The organism is Vibrio sp. M60_M70 (assembly GCF_037162085.1).
GTDB classification, from domain to species: domain Bacteria; phylum Pseudomonadota; class Gammaproteobacteria; order Enterobacterales; family Vibrionaceae; genus Vibrio; species Vibrio diabolicus.
Window position 1 is genome coordinate 916,733 of the sequence record NZ_JARLUL010000002.1, and the last position, 16,398, is coordinate 933,130.

General features: G+C 41.8%; 11 protein-coding genes, 1 tRNA gene and 2 pseudogenes. 8 read left to right on the forward strand and 6 right to left on the reverse strand.

The genetic code is table 11. The annotated features are described in order from the left end of the window. Positions 1 to 344: 344 nt before the first annotated feature. The 3 genes and pseudogenes from P4S59_RS19795 to P4S59_RS19805 all read left to right on the forward strand — a co-directional run bounded on the left by P4S59_RS19795 (position 345) and on the right by P4S59_RS19805 (position 4,228). Positions 345 to 1,312: pseudogene (locus tag P4S59_RS19795) on the forward strand (cytochrome-c peroxidase). Continuing rightward, positions 1,305 to 3,662: an ATP-binding protein gene (locus tag P4S59_RS19800; protein ID WP_337168921.1), complete on the forward strand. Its 2,358-nt coding sequence runs from the start codon at positions 1,305 to 1,307 to the stop codon at positions 3,660 to 3,662. Before P4S59_RS19795 ends, P4S59_RS19800 begins: the two are co-directional and overlap by 8 nt. A 98-nt stretch (positions 3,663 to 3,760) precedes the next feature. Further along, positions 3,761 to 4,228 (forward strand): OsmC family protein, encoded by a 468-nt coding sequence (locus P4S59_RS19805; protein WP_005392541.1) that lies wholly within the window; start codon positions 3,761 to 3,763, stop codon positions 4,226 to 4,228. Between the two features lie 75 nt (positions 4,229 to 4,303). Here P4S59_RS19805 and gdhA read toward each other — a convergent pair. Next, positions 4,304 to 5,655 (reverse strand): annotated as a pseudogene (gene gdhA, locus P4S59_RS19810) (NADP-specific glutamate dehydrogenase). A gap of 302 nt (positions 5,656 to 5,957) precedes the next feature. Between gdhA and P4S59_RS19815 the strand changes: the two are divergent. Next, positions 5,958 to 6,968, forward strand: a complete 1,011-nt coding sequence (locus tag P4S59_RS19815) for a DUF2804 domain-containing protein (RefSeq protein WP_104973594.1) — start codon at positions 5,958 to 5,960, stop codon at positions 6,966 to 6,968. Between the two features lie 7 nt (positions 6,969 to 6,975). Then, the gene (locus P4S59_RS19820; protein WP_005397136.1) at positions 6,976 to 7,833 is read left to right on the forward strand and encodes a sterol desaturase family protein; all 858 of its coding nucleotides are present in this window, start codon (positions 6,976 to 6,978) and stop codon (positions 7,831 to 7,833) included. A 17-nt stretch (positions 7,834 to 7,850) separates the two neighbouring features. Here the strand turns inward: P4S59_RS19820 and P4S59_RS19825 are convergent. Continuing rightward, a tRNA-Gly gene (locus P4S59_RS19825) sits at positions 7,851 to 7,925 on the reverse strand. Positions 7,926 to 8,296: 371 nt separating this feature from the next. On the opposite strand from P4S59_RS19825, the gene P4S59_RS19830 reads away from it, so the two are divergent. Both P4S59_RS19830 and P4S59_RS19835 read left to right on the forward strand, forming a co-directional pair. Continuing rightward, entirely contained in the window at positions 8,297 to 8,815 is a 519-nt protein-coding gene (locus P4S59_RS19830) for a DUF4136 domain-containing protein (RefSeq protein WP_005397138.1), read from the forward strand. Positions 8,816 to 9,390: 575 nt separating this feature from the next. Continuing rightward, the gene (locus P4S59_RS19835) at positions 9,391 to 10,071 is read left to right on the forward strand and encodes a DedA family protein (protein ID WP_164665540.1); all 681 of its coding nucleotides are present in this window, start codon (positions 9,391 to 9,393) and stop codon (positions 10,069 to 10,071) included. Between the two features lie 125 nt (positions 10,072 to 10,196). On the opposite strand, the gene P4S59_RS19840 is transcribed toward P4S59_RS19835, so the two are convergent. From P4S59_RS19840 to P4S59_RS19850, 3 genes are all read right to left on the reverse strand, one after another. After that, positions 10,197 to 10,520 carry a hypothetical protein gene (locus tag P4S59_RS19840; RefSeq protein ID WP_046875977.1) on the reverse strand — a complete coding sequence of 108 codons (324 nt, stop codon included), beginning with the start codon at positions 10,518 to 10,520 and terminating at the stop codon, positions 10,197 to 10,199. A gap of 86 nt (positions 10,521 to 10,606) precedes the next feature. Continuing rightward, entirely contained in the window at positions 10,607 to 11,065 is a 459-nt protein-coding gene (locus P4S59_RS19845) for a hypothetical protein (protein ID WP_164665869.1), read from the reverse strand. 331 nt (positions 11,066 to 11,396) lie between these two features. Then, entirely contained in the window at positions 11,397 to 12,038 is a 642-nt protein-coding gene (locus P4S59_RS19850) for a murein L,D-transpeptidase catalytic domain family protein (RefSeq protein ID WP_006741014.1), read from the reverse strand. 1,005 nt (positions 12,039 to 13,043) lie between these two features. On the opposite strand from P4S59_RS19850, the gene P4S59_RS19855 reads away from it, so the two are divergent. Further along, positions 13,044 to 13,619: an imm11 family protein gene (locus P4S59_RS19855; protein ID WP_074190569.1), complete on the forward strand. Its 576-nt coding sequence runs from the start codon at positions 13,044 to 13,046 to the stop codon at positions 13,617 to 13,619. Positions 13,620 to 13,760: 141 nt separating this feature from the next. Here P4S59_RS19855 and P4S59_RS19860 read toward each other — a convergent pair whose 3' ends face one another. Continuing rightward, the gene (locus P4S59_RS19860) at positions 13,761 to 16,127 is read right to left on the reverse strand and encodes an EAL domain-containing protein (protein WP_337168922.1); all 2,367 of its coding nucleotides are present in this window, start codon (positions 16,125 to 16,127) and stop codon (positions 13,761 to 13,763) included. Positions 16,128 to 16,398: the final 271 nt, after the last annotated feature.

Genomic DNA, 16,398 nt, shown 5'->3' on the forward strand with positions numbered 1-16,398 from the left:
CGCGAAAAAATGATGGGTAATTATGATGTTTATTGTTCAACGCTTGGTCAAACTGGCCATTATCTGTGCCATTTTCTTTACTATCTTCGATCTCATCTCTTATGGTGAGATTACTTGGGTTCAAAGGTTGTTGGCTTCTATAAGCTAAATCTAGAATTCAATATGCACACATAACTCCACGAAGCGAGTCAATTCTTCGTTACTCGCCTTCGTCATTTGCTCCTTATCTGAGCTTTAAATAAAAGTCCCTCCGCGTGCAGTTCTGGTAACCGTTTTCCATTAATGGAAAAAACCTAAAAATGCAACTAACTTCATACTAATGGCAAGTGTAAGGTATGCAGTTGATGAGGCAATTCAGCATAATCACATTAGTTGTTGTGGCACTCATTTTGAGCCAAGCAACAATCGCAAGAAATGCTAAGGTGCTAGGTGATATTTCGTTAGTTCAGCCGATAGAAGGTGACCCTGTCGTAGATATTAAGCTGGCGAGAATTGGCTGGCATCTCTTTCGTGATCCTCAGCTATCTTCAAACGGTAGAGTCAGTTGTGCGACGTGCCACAACTTGCAAACCAATGGCGCTGAAAATACCCCCGTCTCTACAGGGGTGAAAGGTGATGGAACTCGAAATTCCATCACAGTGTTTAATGCAGCGTTAAATTATCGTTTTTTATGGGATGGTACCGAAAACACCTTGATGGCTCAGATTGATGGGCCAATCCACAATCCAATAGAAATGGACTCAAACTGGCAAACAATAGAGCAGTACGTGAAAGGAAGCGAACGTTATCAAGCGCTATTTAGTCGTGATGGTGAGCTACCGATTAATATTAACAATATTAAGTCCGCCATTGTGGAGTTTGTCGAAGGGCTCCAAACTCCAGGTGCACCATTCGATGCCTACTTACTGGGTTACACCCATGTCCTCAGTGAGCAGCAAATTAGGGGTGGAAAACATTTCAGTCTTCAGGTTGCGTACAGTGTCATCAGGGCAAAAATATTGGCGGAGCGATGATACAAAGGTTCGCCTATTTCAAAGATAAGCCAGTAGTAGAGGATTCGGGACGGCACCTGATTACGACGGAAAGTGAAGAACAATTCTATTTTAGAGTCGCCAGTTTACGTAATGTCGCCCTAACAAGCCCTTATTTTCATAACGGACGAGTTGACCAGTTATCTGAGGCGATACAGATTATGGCGAAAACGCAGCTCGGAATTACGATGAGCGATGAAAGTGTCGCTGATATTGAAGCGTTCTTACAGTCTTTGACAGCACCCAGACCCGTGATTTTAGAGGTGTTGGAAAATGAGTAAATTCAAACTCGTTAATATCTGCTTTTTTATTGCCATGCTGACGTGTTGTGTATTGGCGTACATGTCACATGTGAATTCAAAAAGTGCACAAGAATTCCACGCGGAGTTGACGGATATTGGGCACAAGTTGATTGAAGAGCGCGATGTTATCGTGAATCGATATGCGGTTGAAGATAGGAAGAATTATGAACTGACGACATCTTTAGTGGATATAGAAGTCGCAGCTGAGAACTTGCTAAATTCATCAAGGGAGTCAGTTTGGTTCCCTGTTACGCCCAATCATAAAAAAGTTGAGGATACGCTCAATCTATTCAAAAACCGTGTGCTTGATACAACGCTGAAGCTCGATATGTTGATTGGCGTTCAGGTGGAGAATCAATACGCGTTATTGATGCTATTCAACTTATATCAGCAAGATATTTCTACCGATACCCGAAAGACGTTGAGTGGGCATCACTATTTTGAGTTTCTCAACCAACTGCTTTTGACACAAAACGTAGTTGAGAGTGAAAGTGAAGCCAATTTCTTAGATCGGCTTCAAGCGAGCGATAAAAGGATAAAACTACTCACGAATGAACTGCTTGATCATGGATACTTTGTTTTTATCGAGGATGCGGAGCATCGGCTGCTCAATATTGCCCAAAGTGAAGCGCGTTTTACTTGGTTGTTTGTTTTTATTGCCGTGATGTTGTTAGTCAGTGCATTCTTGTATCAGTCGCAATATCGAATGTACAACTTGAAACAATTAAACCTCGAAATCGAGGAGGCGCGAAATAAAGCCGAGCGAGCAGCAAAAGCCAAATCAAGTTTTCTCGCCGCAATGAGTCACGAATTAAGAACGCCGATGAATGGTGTATTGGGCCTTTCTCAAATGATTGCAGAGGAAACTAAAGAGCCGACGACTAAAGAGTACGTGAAAGTCATTCTTGATTCTGGCCAACACTTGATGACGATTCTCAACGATATTTTGGATTTCTCTAAAGTTGAAGAAAACAAACTGGAATTTGAGCAGGCTAAGTTCAATTTAGATCAAGTCATTTCTCCTGTGTGTAGCGCAATAAAACCGCTCATCGATGAAAAAAATATCGAATTGATCGTGGAAAATGAAGTGCCTGAATACGTTGAATTTACCGGAGACTGCGCACGTTTACGACAGATCTTGTTTAATCTTGCTGGCAACGCGGTGAAGTTTACCAGTGAAGGGCATGTGTTAATCAGAACAGAACTTGATAAGGTAAATCATTGCTTGGTGATGATTGTGAGTGATACTGGTATTGGTATCGCGCTAGACAAGCAAGAACATGTTTTCAACTCGTTTGAGCAAGCCGATTCTTCAACTACCCGAAAATTTGGAGGCACAGGGCTTGGTTTGGCAATAGTTAAAAAATTAACTGGCTTGATGGATGGCAAGATTACATTGAAAAGTGTGGAGGGCGTCGGAAGTCAATTCATCGTCGAACTGCCCATTCCTTGGGTTGAATGCGAACTTCCAAAGGCACAAGAGCCACCAAAAACGCGCAAGAAAACACACAATTTGCAGATATTGCTTGCTGAAGATAACCGAGTGAACGCCATTGTGGCGAAAGGGTTTTGCGAAAAGTTGGGACATGAAGTGGATGTTGCTGAAAACGGATTGGTGGCGGTTAAAAAGGCGAGAGATAACGAATATGACCTGATTCTAATGGACAATCACATGCCTGAGATGAATGGTGTTGAAGCGACGCGTGTGATTCGACAAGAGTTAGGTATCAAAACATTACTCTTTGCGTATACGGCAGATGTCTTTCGTGAGGCGCATGATAGCTTTATTGAAGCCGGAGCGGATCATGTGCTTACAAAACCGCTACAGCAAGAGAGCTTTTCGGACGCTCTTAAACAGTTTGCTGCGAGGCTCGAACCAAAAGAGAATTTACCATTAACGAATGACAACAACGTTCTCCAGTTGCAGCGCAAGCCAATAGAGAAGTTACGGCTGACAGAAGAAGAGTTATCCAGTTCAGAGATGCTCATTTCTTTGCAAGAAGCGCCGGAAGCGATAGATGAGCTACTAAAAAGTATTATTGTCGATTTTGAATCATCGGTTGATGAACTTATTGATTATTTTATGGCTGAAGATTTCGCGTCTCTAGAAGACACATTGCATAAAACAAAAGGTATGGCATTGAACCTTGGTTTGCCGATTTTAGCTGGACAAACGGAGGCGCTAGAAAACACGCTCAAAGCGAAGCAAACTCCTGAAATTGAGCGGTTACAGATGCTAATCAACCGATTACAAGTTAACATCCATCAGGCTAATCGACTTCTGGATGACATACAGAAAAAAAACGTCGATCCTCAACAAATTTTGTAACCTCTCTGAGTTCATGCGTTCCTTACCTCGTTTCGTTATGGTTTACTATGACGTGAATGGATGTGTTGATTCGTCAATGAGAAAATCAGGGAGTTAGAATGAGTAAGCATTCCGCTTTAATCGAATGGCATCGCGAAGCTGACGAAGTATTCAGTGATAACCAGTATAGTCGGGCGCACATTTGGAAGTTTGATGGCGGGTTGCAAGTCCCTGCGTCACCATCTCCACACGTAGTGCCGTTGCCATTATCTGTAGAAGAAAACGTTGATCCGGAAGAAGCATTTGTTGCGGCACTTTCCAGTTGTCACATGCTTGTTTTTCTTTCTATTGCGGCGAAACGACGTTACGTTGTGGATCGCTACCTAGATGAAGCAGTAGGGGAGCTGAAAAAAGGTGAAAATGGAAAAGAATGGGTGTCTAAGGTAACACTAAACCCTAAGATAACATTTGCTGGTGATAATCAACCGACACGATCTCAATTAGAAAAAATGCACCACATGGCTCATGAGAATTGTTTTATCGCCAATTCGGTTAAAACTGAAGTGACGACGCTTATTGCAGATTAAATGAAGCTCTTTGTCAAAGCGCAGTGTATCGCCGAATAGTGTTAAGCCAGCAGTCAGGCTGCTGGCTATTGTGAACTAAACGATGCCTTGCTCGATCATCGCATCAGCGACTCTTCTAAAGCCGGCAATGTTTGCACCTAAAACTAAATTACCAGGTTGACCAAACTCTCGACTGGTTTCGTTTGCATTAATAAAGATGTTTTTCATGATGGTCTGTAACTGGATATCGACTTGCTCAAAGGTCCAGTTTTGCATGCTGGCATTTTGTGCCATTTCAAGCTGACTGGTTGCAACGCCGCCTGCATTGGCTGCTTTCGCTGGCCCATAAGCCATTTCGGAATCCACGATGATATTGGCCGCATCACGAGTGGTTGGCATGTTTGCGCCTTCACTAATCAAAACACACCCATTATCGATAAGAGCAAGAGCATCGTTTGACGTTAGTTCATTTTGGGTCGCGCAAGGGAATGCGGCGTCAGCTTGATATCGCCATACAGCATGCCCTTCATTAGGATTGTCACCCAACGGCGTATACTCTGCTTCAGGGTAAGTGTCTAAATACTCTTCTAAACTTGCTCTTTTCACTTCTTTAAGTTGCTTGAGGAGCTGCAGGTCAATACCGTGCTCATGATAGATCGTGCCTCTAGAATCGCTGCATGTTACTGGGGTTGCTCCCATGTGGTATAGCTTTTCAATTGCATAGATAGCGACGTTACCTGCGCCAGAAACGAGGCAAGTTTTGCCTTTGAGTGAATCATTACGGTCATTGAGCATGCATTCCGCAAAATATACGGTTCCATATCCCGTTGCTTCTTTCCTAACAAGTGAGCCCCCCAAAGAAGGCTCTTGCCTGTAAGTACCCCTTCGTAGCGGCCCGTCAATCGCTTATATTGACCAAACATATAACCAATTTCACGCGCACCGACGCCGATATCGCCAGCAGGAACATCGGTAACAGGACCAATGTGGCGGTATAACTCGTTCATAAATGATTGGCAAAATCGCATGATTTCACCGTCAGATTTTCCTTTAGGATCGAAATTTGAACCGCCTTTTCCGCCACCAATTGGAAGGCCAGTAAGCGCGTTTTTAAAAATCTGTTCAAAGCCGAGGAACTTTATGATGCTCGCGTTCACTGAATGATGGAACCTCAGTCCGCCTTTGTATGGACCTAACGCGGAGTTAAACTCGACGCGGTAGCCTTTGTTTACTTGCACATTCCCTGCGTCATCGACCCAAGGAACTCGAAACATGATTTGACGTTCTGGTTCTACGATTCTTTGGATAATCGCTTGTTCTTTATATTTATTATTGCTTTCTATGACTGGAGCGAGAGAAGTTAATACTTCTTCTACGGCTTGGTAAAACTCTTTTTGAGCCGGGCTACTGTGTTGCAACGCAACAATAGTATCGTGTATGTGTGACATAGATCTCTTCCTTGATATGAATAAGCAATCAGTTTATATGAATTTATTCCCATTAAATAGTGATTTTGACCAATTCTCAATGGCTATAATGGTCTTTCCTGCGGATGAGAACGCTCAATTTCCAACTTCTGGTCGTATTGATGAGGAAGATTAAGTGAGTGACATGATTGGATGGTTGAGTGATCGGTTTCACATATAGCGAGCAGAAGCCAAATTAGTCGATATTGTTGTGCTGTCACGCAAACTGTTTTTGTTAACTCGGTGTTAACATTTGAGCGTGTTGACTCGAAAAAGATAAAAATATGCATGAGCTTAAGACTCTGGACTCGTTTATTCAGCAAAACGGTCTACCAGTGTTTGGCCATCTTGATGGGATTCCCACATCTTTACAGTTAGACAAGTTTACCTACCTTGACGAGATGGATAAGCCAGCGTCTAAGTGGCGCCGTTACTGTGACTATAAGCAGTTTCAGTTCGTTAATTTGGTCACACCTAACTACGTGATTGGGGTTGCGATTGCGGATATTAGGTATTTAGCATCTGGTTTTTGCTATCTGTTTGATATTCAAAATAATGAGTTAGTGGAGCAGCAGTGGTTAAAGCCTTTTAATATTGATTATCAAACTCAGCCTTCCAGTTGGTCTAGTCATGCCCATCTTGCTGACAAAAGTATTCAGTTTTCTATTCAGAATGGTATTTGGCACGTCCACTTTGTGACGAAATCTGTCAATGCTGATCTCTACTTACGTCCAGAAAGTATGAGTTTGCCATTAATGTTATGTACACCAACCGGTTATGCGGGTTGGACTTATACGCAGAAGCACAATGCGTTAACGGTAGATGGCAATTTATTCATATTAGGAAAGGAACAAGATCTCTCAGAAGTGGCTGCTGGTTACGACTTTTCCGCTGGGTACATGCGACGGGAGACAAGCTGGCGGTGGGCGAGTATTAATTGCTTTGAAAGCGGCAGACGGTTGGGGCTGAACTTAGCTGCGGGTGTCAATGAAACGGGCTACTGTGAAAATGTATTCTGGATTAATGGTGAACGGCATTTTTTACAGCCTGTTCAGTTTCAATTTTCACGAAATGATGAAGGACAAAGATGGCATATCACGTCGGAAGATAAACGGATTGACCTAGTATTCACGCCTTTAAATCTGCGTTCAGAAAAGAAGAACTTTTGGTTTCTCAAAAGCAATTTTCGTCAATATATCGGCTATTTCTCTGGCTACATCGTTGATGGGAATGGCATCAAACATCAGTTAGAAGAAGTCATAGGTCTTACTGAAGATCACTATGCAAAATGGTAGAAACACAATGGATTGGACACAGTTGATGGAACGCCCTGAATTACTTCTGATGATTTTGGCGCCAGTTTTCTTTTTATGTATGGTTGCAGAGTACTGGTTTGGACAACGAAGGGGACGTTTGCCTGAAAGCGCGACGTATTATATTCCGGAAGTTGTATGTAATTTTGTACTTGCGGGCTTACACCAAGCGACAGACATACTCACGGGTTTACTGATTGCTCAGTTATATTTGTGGTGGTTTGATTGGCGATTGTTTGATATCGAAATGAGCGTTTCAGCGTTTTTGCTACTTGTCGTTCTGCAAGACTTTTTCTATTACTGGTTTCATCGAGCTAGCCACCGTATTCGTTGGATGTGGGCTGCGCACGTGGTCCATCACAGCTCGGAGAGAATGAATTTCAGCACCGCGTTTCGTCAAAGCTTGATGTATCCGTTAGCGGGAATGTGGATTTTCTGGTTGCCTTTGGTGATTATTGGCTTTGATCCCAAGTGGGTCGTCTTCGTTGTGCTGTTTAATCTGGGCTTACAGTTTTTTGTTCATACTCAATCAATTCGCTCGCTTGGACCGCTAGAGTGGGTATTTAATACGCCATCTCATCATCGTGTTCATCATGGTATAAACCGTCAGTACATCGACAAAAATTACGCGGGAGTGTTGATTATCTGGGATCGGATGTTTGGAACGTTTGAACCAGAAGTGGAAACCGTTAGGTATGGAATTTCTAAACCTGTAAACAGCTTTAATCCCATTCGTGTGACGTTTGCAGAATGGAAAGATATGTTTTATGACGTAACACGACCAAATTTAACGTGGAAACAACGTTGGCGCTGTCTATTTGCTCCGCCATCGGATTCTTTTGAGTAGATTGAGATAAAAGAGATTGGAGCGGGCAGCGGGAATCGAACCCGCATCATCAGCTTGGAAGGCTGAGGTAATAGCCATTATACGATGCCCGCGCATCGATAGGACGCAGTTAATATGCCACACTGAACGAAAAAGAAAAGTCTTTTCTCATCAATTGTTTGTCAGGTGCCTAAAAAAGTAGCGTCTTGGTGTTAAAGTGTCCATTGTCTCTGTTTTTCAGGAGGGGCAGCGATTCCGCTTCTAAAATCGATGGCTGCTAATTAGGGGCAAACACACTGTCTACTAGCGTTTAGGCATTGATGATATTCAAGATTGTCAGTGTAAAGGTTAATCGCGTTTATTGAACAGTCAGGTTTCATGGTCAAGACTAGATATTGAAATGATTACTTTTTACTGCTGAAGCGTATGTATAGCACTAGCGTAATTCCGCTGAAACAGTCAGCTTAACCAAAGGAGATTTAACATGTGGAAAGGTTTGATATTAGGGGCGGTGATGATGCTCGTATCTGCTTGTACAACCGTAACGACGGATGTCGATAAGCAAGCCGATTTTTCAGCTTACAGAACGTTTGATTTCGGTGCCCAAGCAGAAGCCCCTACGAGTATTGATGGTCGACGTATTGAACAAGGATTGGCTGAACAGCTTGAAGACAAGGGCTTAATTAAAGTGAATAGTGGTGGGGACCTTTACGTTCATCATGATATCGTCGAAGAGTCCGAGCTTGTCTCTTCTGGGTCTTCGGTGAGTTTCGGTTATGGTTGGAATAGCTTTGGCGTGATCACTTCAAGCCCGGAACGATACAAAGAACGTAAGTATGGCAAACTGGTGGTAGAACTTGTTGATGCAAAGGCTAATCAGGTTGTGTGGAAAGGTGTTTCAAGCAGGAAACTATCTGAGTCTATGAGCTCTGAGAAAAGAGAGTCTCTGATTGAAGAAGAAATTGCGAAAATGTTTGAAAACTACCCTTACGGTGAAAAATAATTAGTATTCTTAACGATTAAGAATACTAATTGCCAATCGTTACGCACAGAGTTAAAAGAACTTACTATTTTGGTTTTGGTTACCTTTGTGCGTACGACTCTGATTGCTTTACTCGGACTACTTTTCTGCTTGTTGGCTCCGAGCATGAGTCTGGCGCACTCATACCCAAATTTTCTTTCCTTTCATAACCAGAATATTGCTGTTGACGCTAAGTCGAAGCACTTTTCAGAACACCCTGTCTCTCCAATACAACAAGACTATCCGAGTTTAAACAGCCGGAATATATTGAGGGTTAGCCATTCTAAGGAAACGAGCTCGAACGACGATGTAGAACTCGAATGGTTTGAAACGCTTGCTGTAGTATGGTGGATACATCGTTCGGCAATTCACTCGATGGGGCTGCTAAAACGCATCGGCAATGAGGCTTTAGGTCGTTGTGTTGAAAGTATTTTTACTCATTCTAAATACAGAATCGGTGCGAGGAAAGAATCGAATCTCATATACCGCTTTATACATGCTCGCTAACACATTCCATGTTTTTACAATTTTTGGTTAGTTATGCTTAGGAGCGGTTTATGTTTGATTCGATAATTCAGGTCTTGAGTGCCTTTTGGCATCAAGATTTCACGGCGTTAATGGCGCCAGGCGGTGCAGGATTGGTTTATTTTGTTGTTGCTGCGCTTATCTTTTTGGAAAGTGGTTTTATTCCTGCTGCGCCATTCCCATGCGACAGTGTCGTCGTATTATCCGGTACGCTGGCGGCGGTTGGTGTCCTTGATCCAATAATGATCATGTTGGTGATAGCTGTTAGTGCGGGATTGGGAAGTTGGGCGGCTTACTTACAAGGCAAGTGGCTAAATCGCTTACCTAAGGTCCAAGGCTGGGTGAGCGCGGTTCCTCAAAAGCGTTTGGAACAGGTCGACGTATTGCTCAGTAAACATGGATTGATCGCGCTTTTTTGTGCGCGGTTTATTCCGGTTGTTCGTTCCCTATTGCCATTAATGATGGGGTTGCGAGTGAAACGTATTAGTAAATTCCATTACTTTGCGTGGTTGAGTGCGATTTTATGGACGCTGATATTATGCGGTTTTGGTTTATTGCTTCCTTTGCTACCAGAGAATATGAGCAAAGCGATCACAATGCTATTAATGGCGGCCCCAATAATTACTCTTGTGATTGGGGTGCTTAGTTTCTTGTTTGTTAAAGCACGTCGAGCGTTCTGTAAATCCAAGGATGTGTCAGAGTTTTCTCAGTAAGTTTACTTTGATTTGCACTTTTAAGCTTGTATACAGATTAGACATCTAATCGGCTGGTTTTTATCAGTAAAAAGAAAGGCGCAATGTGTGCGCCTTTCTTTTTGAGTGTCGTTAGGGTTTCGAGTTTAATAGCCAATGCTATATAGGTACTCGCCAACCTCTTTACACTGAGACTTGTAGATAGTTTCTACTTCGGATTCATTCTTATCTGCTGCTTTAAATTCAAGCTCAGCAGAAGATAACTGGCTGAAACTATAGTTTCTTTCAGACATTAGGTAGTGTCTGAACATCGCTCTGTGTTCAGGAACCGCAATACGTGCATTAGAAACATTGGCACACTCTAGCAGAGTCTCATTGCTCATTTCTTCTGGCTTTGCTTCTGTGTTAGCGAAGGCTGAGCCCGTTGCAAATAGTAATGCTAGTGCGATAGTCGTAGCGAATTTTGTCATTATATGGACCTCAAATTGGTTCTAGTAACAATGAGCGTATTGGTTCTCATCGTTACATTTCCGTGTTCTCTGTATGTCATAAAAAGTTAAACAACAGGGAAGGCGTTGCGACCATGAGTAAAGACGTACATTAAATTAGCTTCTTTTCTTCCTGAAAGTCGATAGAGAGAGCGTTTACTCATCAGCCCGCCGTAACCATCAAGAGGTAAGCGAGATGCTTGTTTTGCCAATTCCAATAGTGGTGGGGAAGCGAAAGCAACAAGTAAAAAGTAATCAGGAGTAAAATCAGATGATAAAACACCATCAGTGGCGGATGTTCGGCGGCAGGAAACCAGCGCTAACAACTCGCGCTTTATGTGCAGATAATAACCTTCTGAGCCCCAAGAACTTGGAGAGGCAAATGTATGGAATTCGCTGTGTGCTAGTTCAAAGTCGTCTTGTTGCGCGAGTTTAAGCAAGCGTTCAGAGGTGTAATGTTTAGCGTGGTGATACGTATGCGCATATGAGGCAGCGATGAACCCTGAAAATAGGGACAATGAAAGCATCAATAATATACGGTGTAGATAACGCAAGAAGTAACCCTAAACATATAACGTCATAGACTATCACTATGACTACGGAATCTCAGTGACACTATGATAACAATGAAAATCGGTGTCTGACCAACTCAGCGTATACTAACGAGATGGAAGAGGGATGAACAGAGTTTTCTGATGTTATTTGGGTATAAGCTAATACCTAAATAATTTTAGCGTTGAAGCAAGCGAAAACTGGAGAAACAGGTAAAGAGAGTCATGAGACAAGGAAGCTTGAGTCAATCCGATTATTTGTTGGGGAAGAAATAGAGCATTCTTCCCCACATGAGTTGCACCCGTGTTATGCGCTTGCATAAATAACACTGCCGCCTTTTATGGTGTCAATGATCTCACGAGACAACTTCTTTGGCAGTGCAGGGCAACCCCAACTGCGCCCAAGGTAACCATTCTTCTTGATAAAAGAAGGGTTAGCATAGTCGGCACCGTGCACAACGATATAACGCTCGCGAGCTTTATCGTTCAACCCTGAGCTTAGACCATCTAGTCGAAGTGAATAGCCATTTGAGCCGTAGTAGGTGGTGTCAGTCAAAAACGTACCCAGTGATGTTTTACGCGAGTTCACCACATTTGAAAACTGCGTCGCTGTTTTCTTTCCACTGTTCACACCGTGAGAAACATAAGTATTGTAGATAAGCTTCTTTTTATCTAAATCAACCACATAAAAGCGTTTTTCAGTCGATGGTTTACTATAGTCGATGATGGTTAGTACTGATTTCTTTCTATCTGGTGTTTTTTGGTACGCGATATAAGCGTCACGAAACAATTTAAAGTCTACTACGCCATCTAACTTTGCTTGTTTGAACACTTGTTCAATTTGATTCTGTGGTATGTGACTTTTGACTTCGTTATCTGCTTGTTTTGCAAAGGCAAAAGGAGAGGCAGACAGAAATGTCCATATAAATAATAAAATTAACTTTTTCATCTTGGCTAAATAAAACTCTATGGTGTTACAAATTTACCGATTGCTTCATGCATTCGTTAAAACAACATGCACATCAATATAATTCTATTCCCAATGTTTCTTATTGTACGCTTAGGTACTTAATATTGGGTTAACGATAAGTTTTCAAGTTAAAAACTAACTGTTTGAAACTCAAATAAATTATGAAGTTAATCGATTGTTTCGATAAACTTCGGCATAAATAATATCTGATATGCGTAATTAATAAAACTGTGTTTAAGGATATTTGTGAGATGGCGAATTTATAAAAACAATGTTTTATTTTTTCTATATTAGAAACTCTTTTTATTTCAATGTTTTTGTCTTTTGTACGTCTATTCAGCCTGCCTTTAGGTTTGTGATTTGACTCGTAACAAATCGTAACGTCAACTCGTTATGTGTGTTAGTGCATTTTAAGTGAGTGGGTAAACAACAAGATGGATAAGAAAGGTAGAGAAATACCGAGAAGAAGGGCATTTCCTGTTCACAAGTGATAAAGCTAAGTCTAAGTTGAGCCGACAAATGAGCTTCTACACGAATCATCTAAGCCGGTGATTAGCAGTACAAAAGTAAGTTTTGTCAGCTTTTACTTATTTCCTCATGTTTTCAATTAAATACATAAAAGTCTGAACTAAACTTACCAGAAATTAATTCTATCGTTTTGATTAAATATTTAAATAACTGAGAGATTTCATCGAAAAACAATAATACCAAAAATTAACGTACGAACTTGTATCAATTTTTATCTTGTTGAATCTAAGAGTGATTTTTTATGTTGGACCTTATGTTTGATTCATAGAGAAAAATCCCCTTTCTTAGCTGAGTATCGAGTTTTTAATTTTGATCTTTAAACCTATTTTGTCATACCTGATAATGCAGTGACATTAACATACCAAGCATAATTGATATATTTAGCTAAGTAGGCGAAAATCTTGAGGGTGGAGAGTTCCCATTAAAAGAAGCTATTCAACCTGTTTAAGGATGGTTATGACAGCATTTAACAAAGTGTTTATTGTCACACCCAATGCGCATGATTTTGCAATCTTGCAAGAATCTGCATTGGAAATGTCCCTTCAAGTAACCACAAACGAACCTATCCAGCTGTATGGAGAATCTGTTAAAGACAGTTGGAGAAGTATTGATATTGAATGGTTAGATGTTGAAGGTGAAAACACATTACCTAGGCCTGATGTTGCTGCTTGGGGAGCGGTTACTTTCGCTGTGCCAGCTGCCATTGCTGATAAGCTTGGTGCGTTAAGCGAGAATGTCGAATTCTTGCCATTGAGTCTAAAAGGACAGCCTTGGCGAGCATTAAATATTATTACTCAAATCGATGCTATTGATAGCTCTGCTACCAAGTATAACCTTCGTAATGGGAAACCGAGTCGTACTAGGCCGTTTAAGAAACTCGTTTTGAATAGAGAAGCCATTAATGAAGCTGGCTTATTCAGAGTAAAAGGTGCGGGACTCAGAACGTTTTGCACGGACAAAAAAGGTGGATTGTACGATAGAGTCAAAGAACTAAATTTGACTGGATTGGATTTCAAAGAGGTGCTTGTTTAAGAGTAGATAAACGGTAATTTTATGCAACTGTATTATATCTATAGGTGTGTGATAGTAAGAGCTAGATTTTTTGTTCTCTTTATGAATCACACGTGACCAAGTACGTACAGCAGCCACATACATGGCTTCTGTACTTAATCTTTAATAAGATGTCCCTTGAACAGTAATTGAACTTACTATGGAACCATCGAAGCGGCTATCGTCATTTGCGGATTGCCACCACAAATTCAGTTGTTCCTTACTCATTGGCTTACCAAATAAATAGCCTTGCATATAGTCACAGCGGTAGGACGATAACCATTCATGCATCACATTGTGCTCAATACCTTCTGCGGTGACCGTTTTATTTTGAGCGTGGCATAGATCGATGATGGGTTTGATCACATGACCGTTGTTGGTTTTCATCAATGTAACGAGGAACTCTCGGTCAAACTTGATCTTTTGAACTGGATATTGAACAAGTTGAGTCAGCGATGTATAGCCAGAGCCAAAGTCATCAATGGCGAGACGATAGCCACGCTTCGACAGCTCATCAAGTAACGCTGTACCTTGTTGTTCTGCGGCAAAGGTTTCTGTTATTTCTAACTCAATACATTCTGGTTTCACACCGTTTTTGCTTGCTTGGTCATGAATATAATTCGCCATTTCGATGGAGTTAAGTTCTGCTGAAGAGAGGTTAATCGAAAGGACAATGTCTTTGCCAAAAATATTTCTTAGCTGGTGATATTCTGCAGTTGCATTGGCGAAAACCCATCGATCAATTTTATCAAATAAGCCCGCCTGTTCCGCGATTGGGATAAACTCTTTCGGAGGCACGGGACCAATGCCTTCCGCTTCCCAGCGCAATAATACCTCTAGTCCTTCAATCTCGTTGTCCCGATTATTCATATAGGGCTGAAAAACGAGATGGAACTCTTCTTCTACGTTGCCTTTTCTGAGCGCTCGCTCAAGCTGACTGCGTCTTTGAGACTCAACATTGAGAGCTGCTGAGTAATAAGCGTACTGGTTTTTCCCGGCTCGTTTGGCTTGATACATTGCCGCATCGGCACTGGAGAGTAATTTCGCGACGTCTGTACCGTCTTGAGGGTACTGAGCGATACCTACGCTTGCAGTCACGGGGAATGAATTACTCCAAGATGGACTGAGATTGCTAATCGGTTTTAGCAACTCTGAGGCCAGCAAGTCGGGTAGGCGTTGTGCATCCTGATTTGAGCTCAATAAAATAGCAAATTCGTCACCAGACAATCTTGCTGCAAAACAGGGACTATCGTAGTCGTGCGAGAATTTTTGACAGACATTTTTGATGTGTGATGAAAACACCTTTAATAAGTTGTCTCCCAGTTCATGCCCGTATTTGTCATTAACGTACTTAAAGTTATCGAGATCGACATAAATGACCCACAAATGCTGCGAAGGGGAGACGAGTTCACGAGTTGCAAGTTCATGGAAACGATGGCGATTAGCGAGTTGCGTTAGGTGATCCGTTTCAGCCAGGCGTTTTGTCTTCTTATATATGACGTTGAGCTCTTCATACATATCAAAAAAGCGTGAGGATAAGCGTCCTATTTCATCGTTTGTTTCTAGCTTTTCAATGTTGCCGCGTTGATTTGTTTCCAGCTCTTGTAGCTGTTTATCGAGGCGAGAAACGGGGTGTAATACATAACGATACAAAACCAAAACAATTAAGGTGATGGTGCAAAACGCCGCCACACCAAAGGAAAGGGCCAGTTCTAGCCACACTTTATCGACTTTATTCCACATCAAATATTCAGCGGGGGAGAGTACTGCATAAAAGTGTGGCAATAGTTCAATCGTCTGAGCGAGAGGAATATCGAGATAAATAGGCTTGTCGGCAAAAGTTATCACGCTATGCGTGTCGAACTCGATTTCGTGCTTGATCTCATTGAAGGCTTCGAGCGATACCGATACCACCACGAAAAAGACATTTTGCGGATCAAAACTTAGAGGTTGTGTCCCTGTTCGTTTGTCGATGAGTTCGTATTGCAGAAGAATACTTTGTCCGCTGGAATTGTAAATAAAGCCAGTATGGTTAAACGCTTCTCTCGTACTAAAGCTTCGCGAGATGTAATCCAATACCTTAGGGTCGACTACACCTGAAGATTCGTAGTATTTATTTTCTGTGTAATAAAGAAGGTTTTGTTTCCCGTCGAGAATCGCCATGCTTGCATCGCCTGTATAGCCATGGCTTAACACATCTGCGGTTTCATCGAGTCGGTTAAATAACACGCGCTCACGATACGGATTGCTATGATTCACCAAGTAGTCTTGCAATACATCACTTTTGCTTAATGTGTATGCATAACTATTGAGGAATATGTTGGCTTGTCGGAACTGCCCTGCGAGCTTTTCCATTTGCAATTGGATATAGCTGTCTTCTCGCTTGATGAGCGTTACTTTTTGAATGCTGTAAATAATATAACTTGATACCAGCGCGCTTAATAAGATCACTGGCGCGACAAGCAAGATGACTCGATTGCTTAACTTCATTATGGCTTTTAGTTTCCGTTTGTGTCCCTACAAACGTCGCATACCATATAAGGTACTGAACGGATGATGTGTTTTGCAAATTGTAACCAGATTGTAAGGTGAGCGTTCTCCAAAATCAGACAACCATCCAAGAACTGTGATGATGTGTAAGGTTTCCATCTCATTAACTAGAGTGTTTCTCAGTAATGGGACGTACCTCTTTTTCAACTGTCTTTAAAAACCTCACTTCAAGTGTCGATTAAATCAGCCATCGAAACGTTTCGATGGCAAA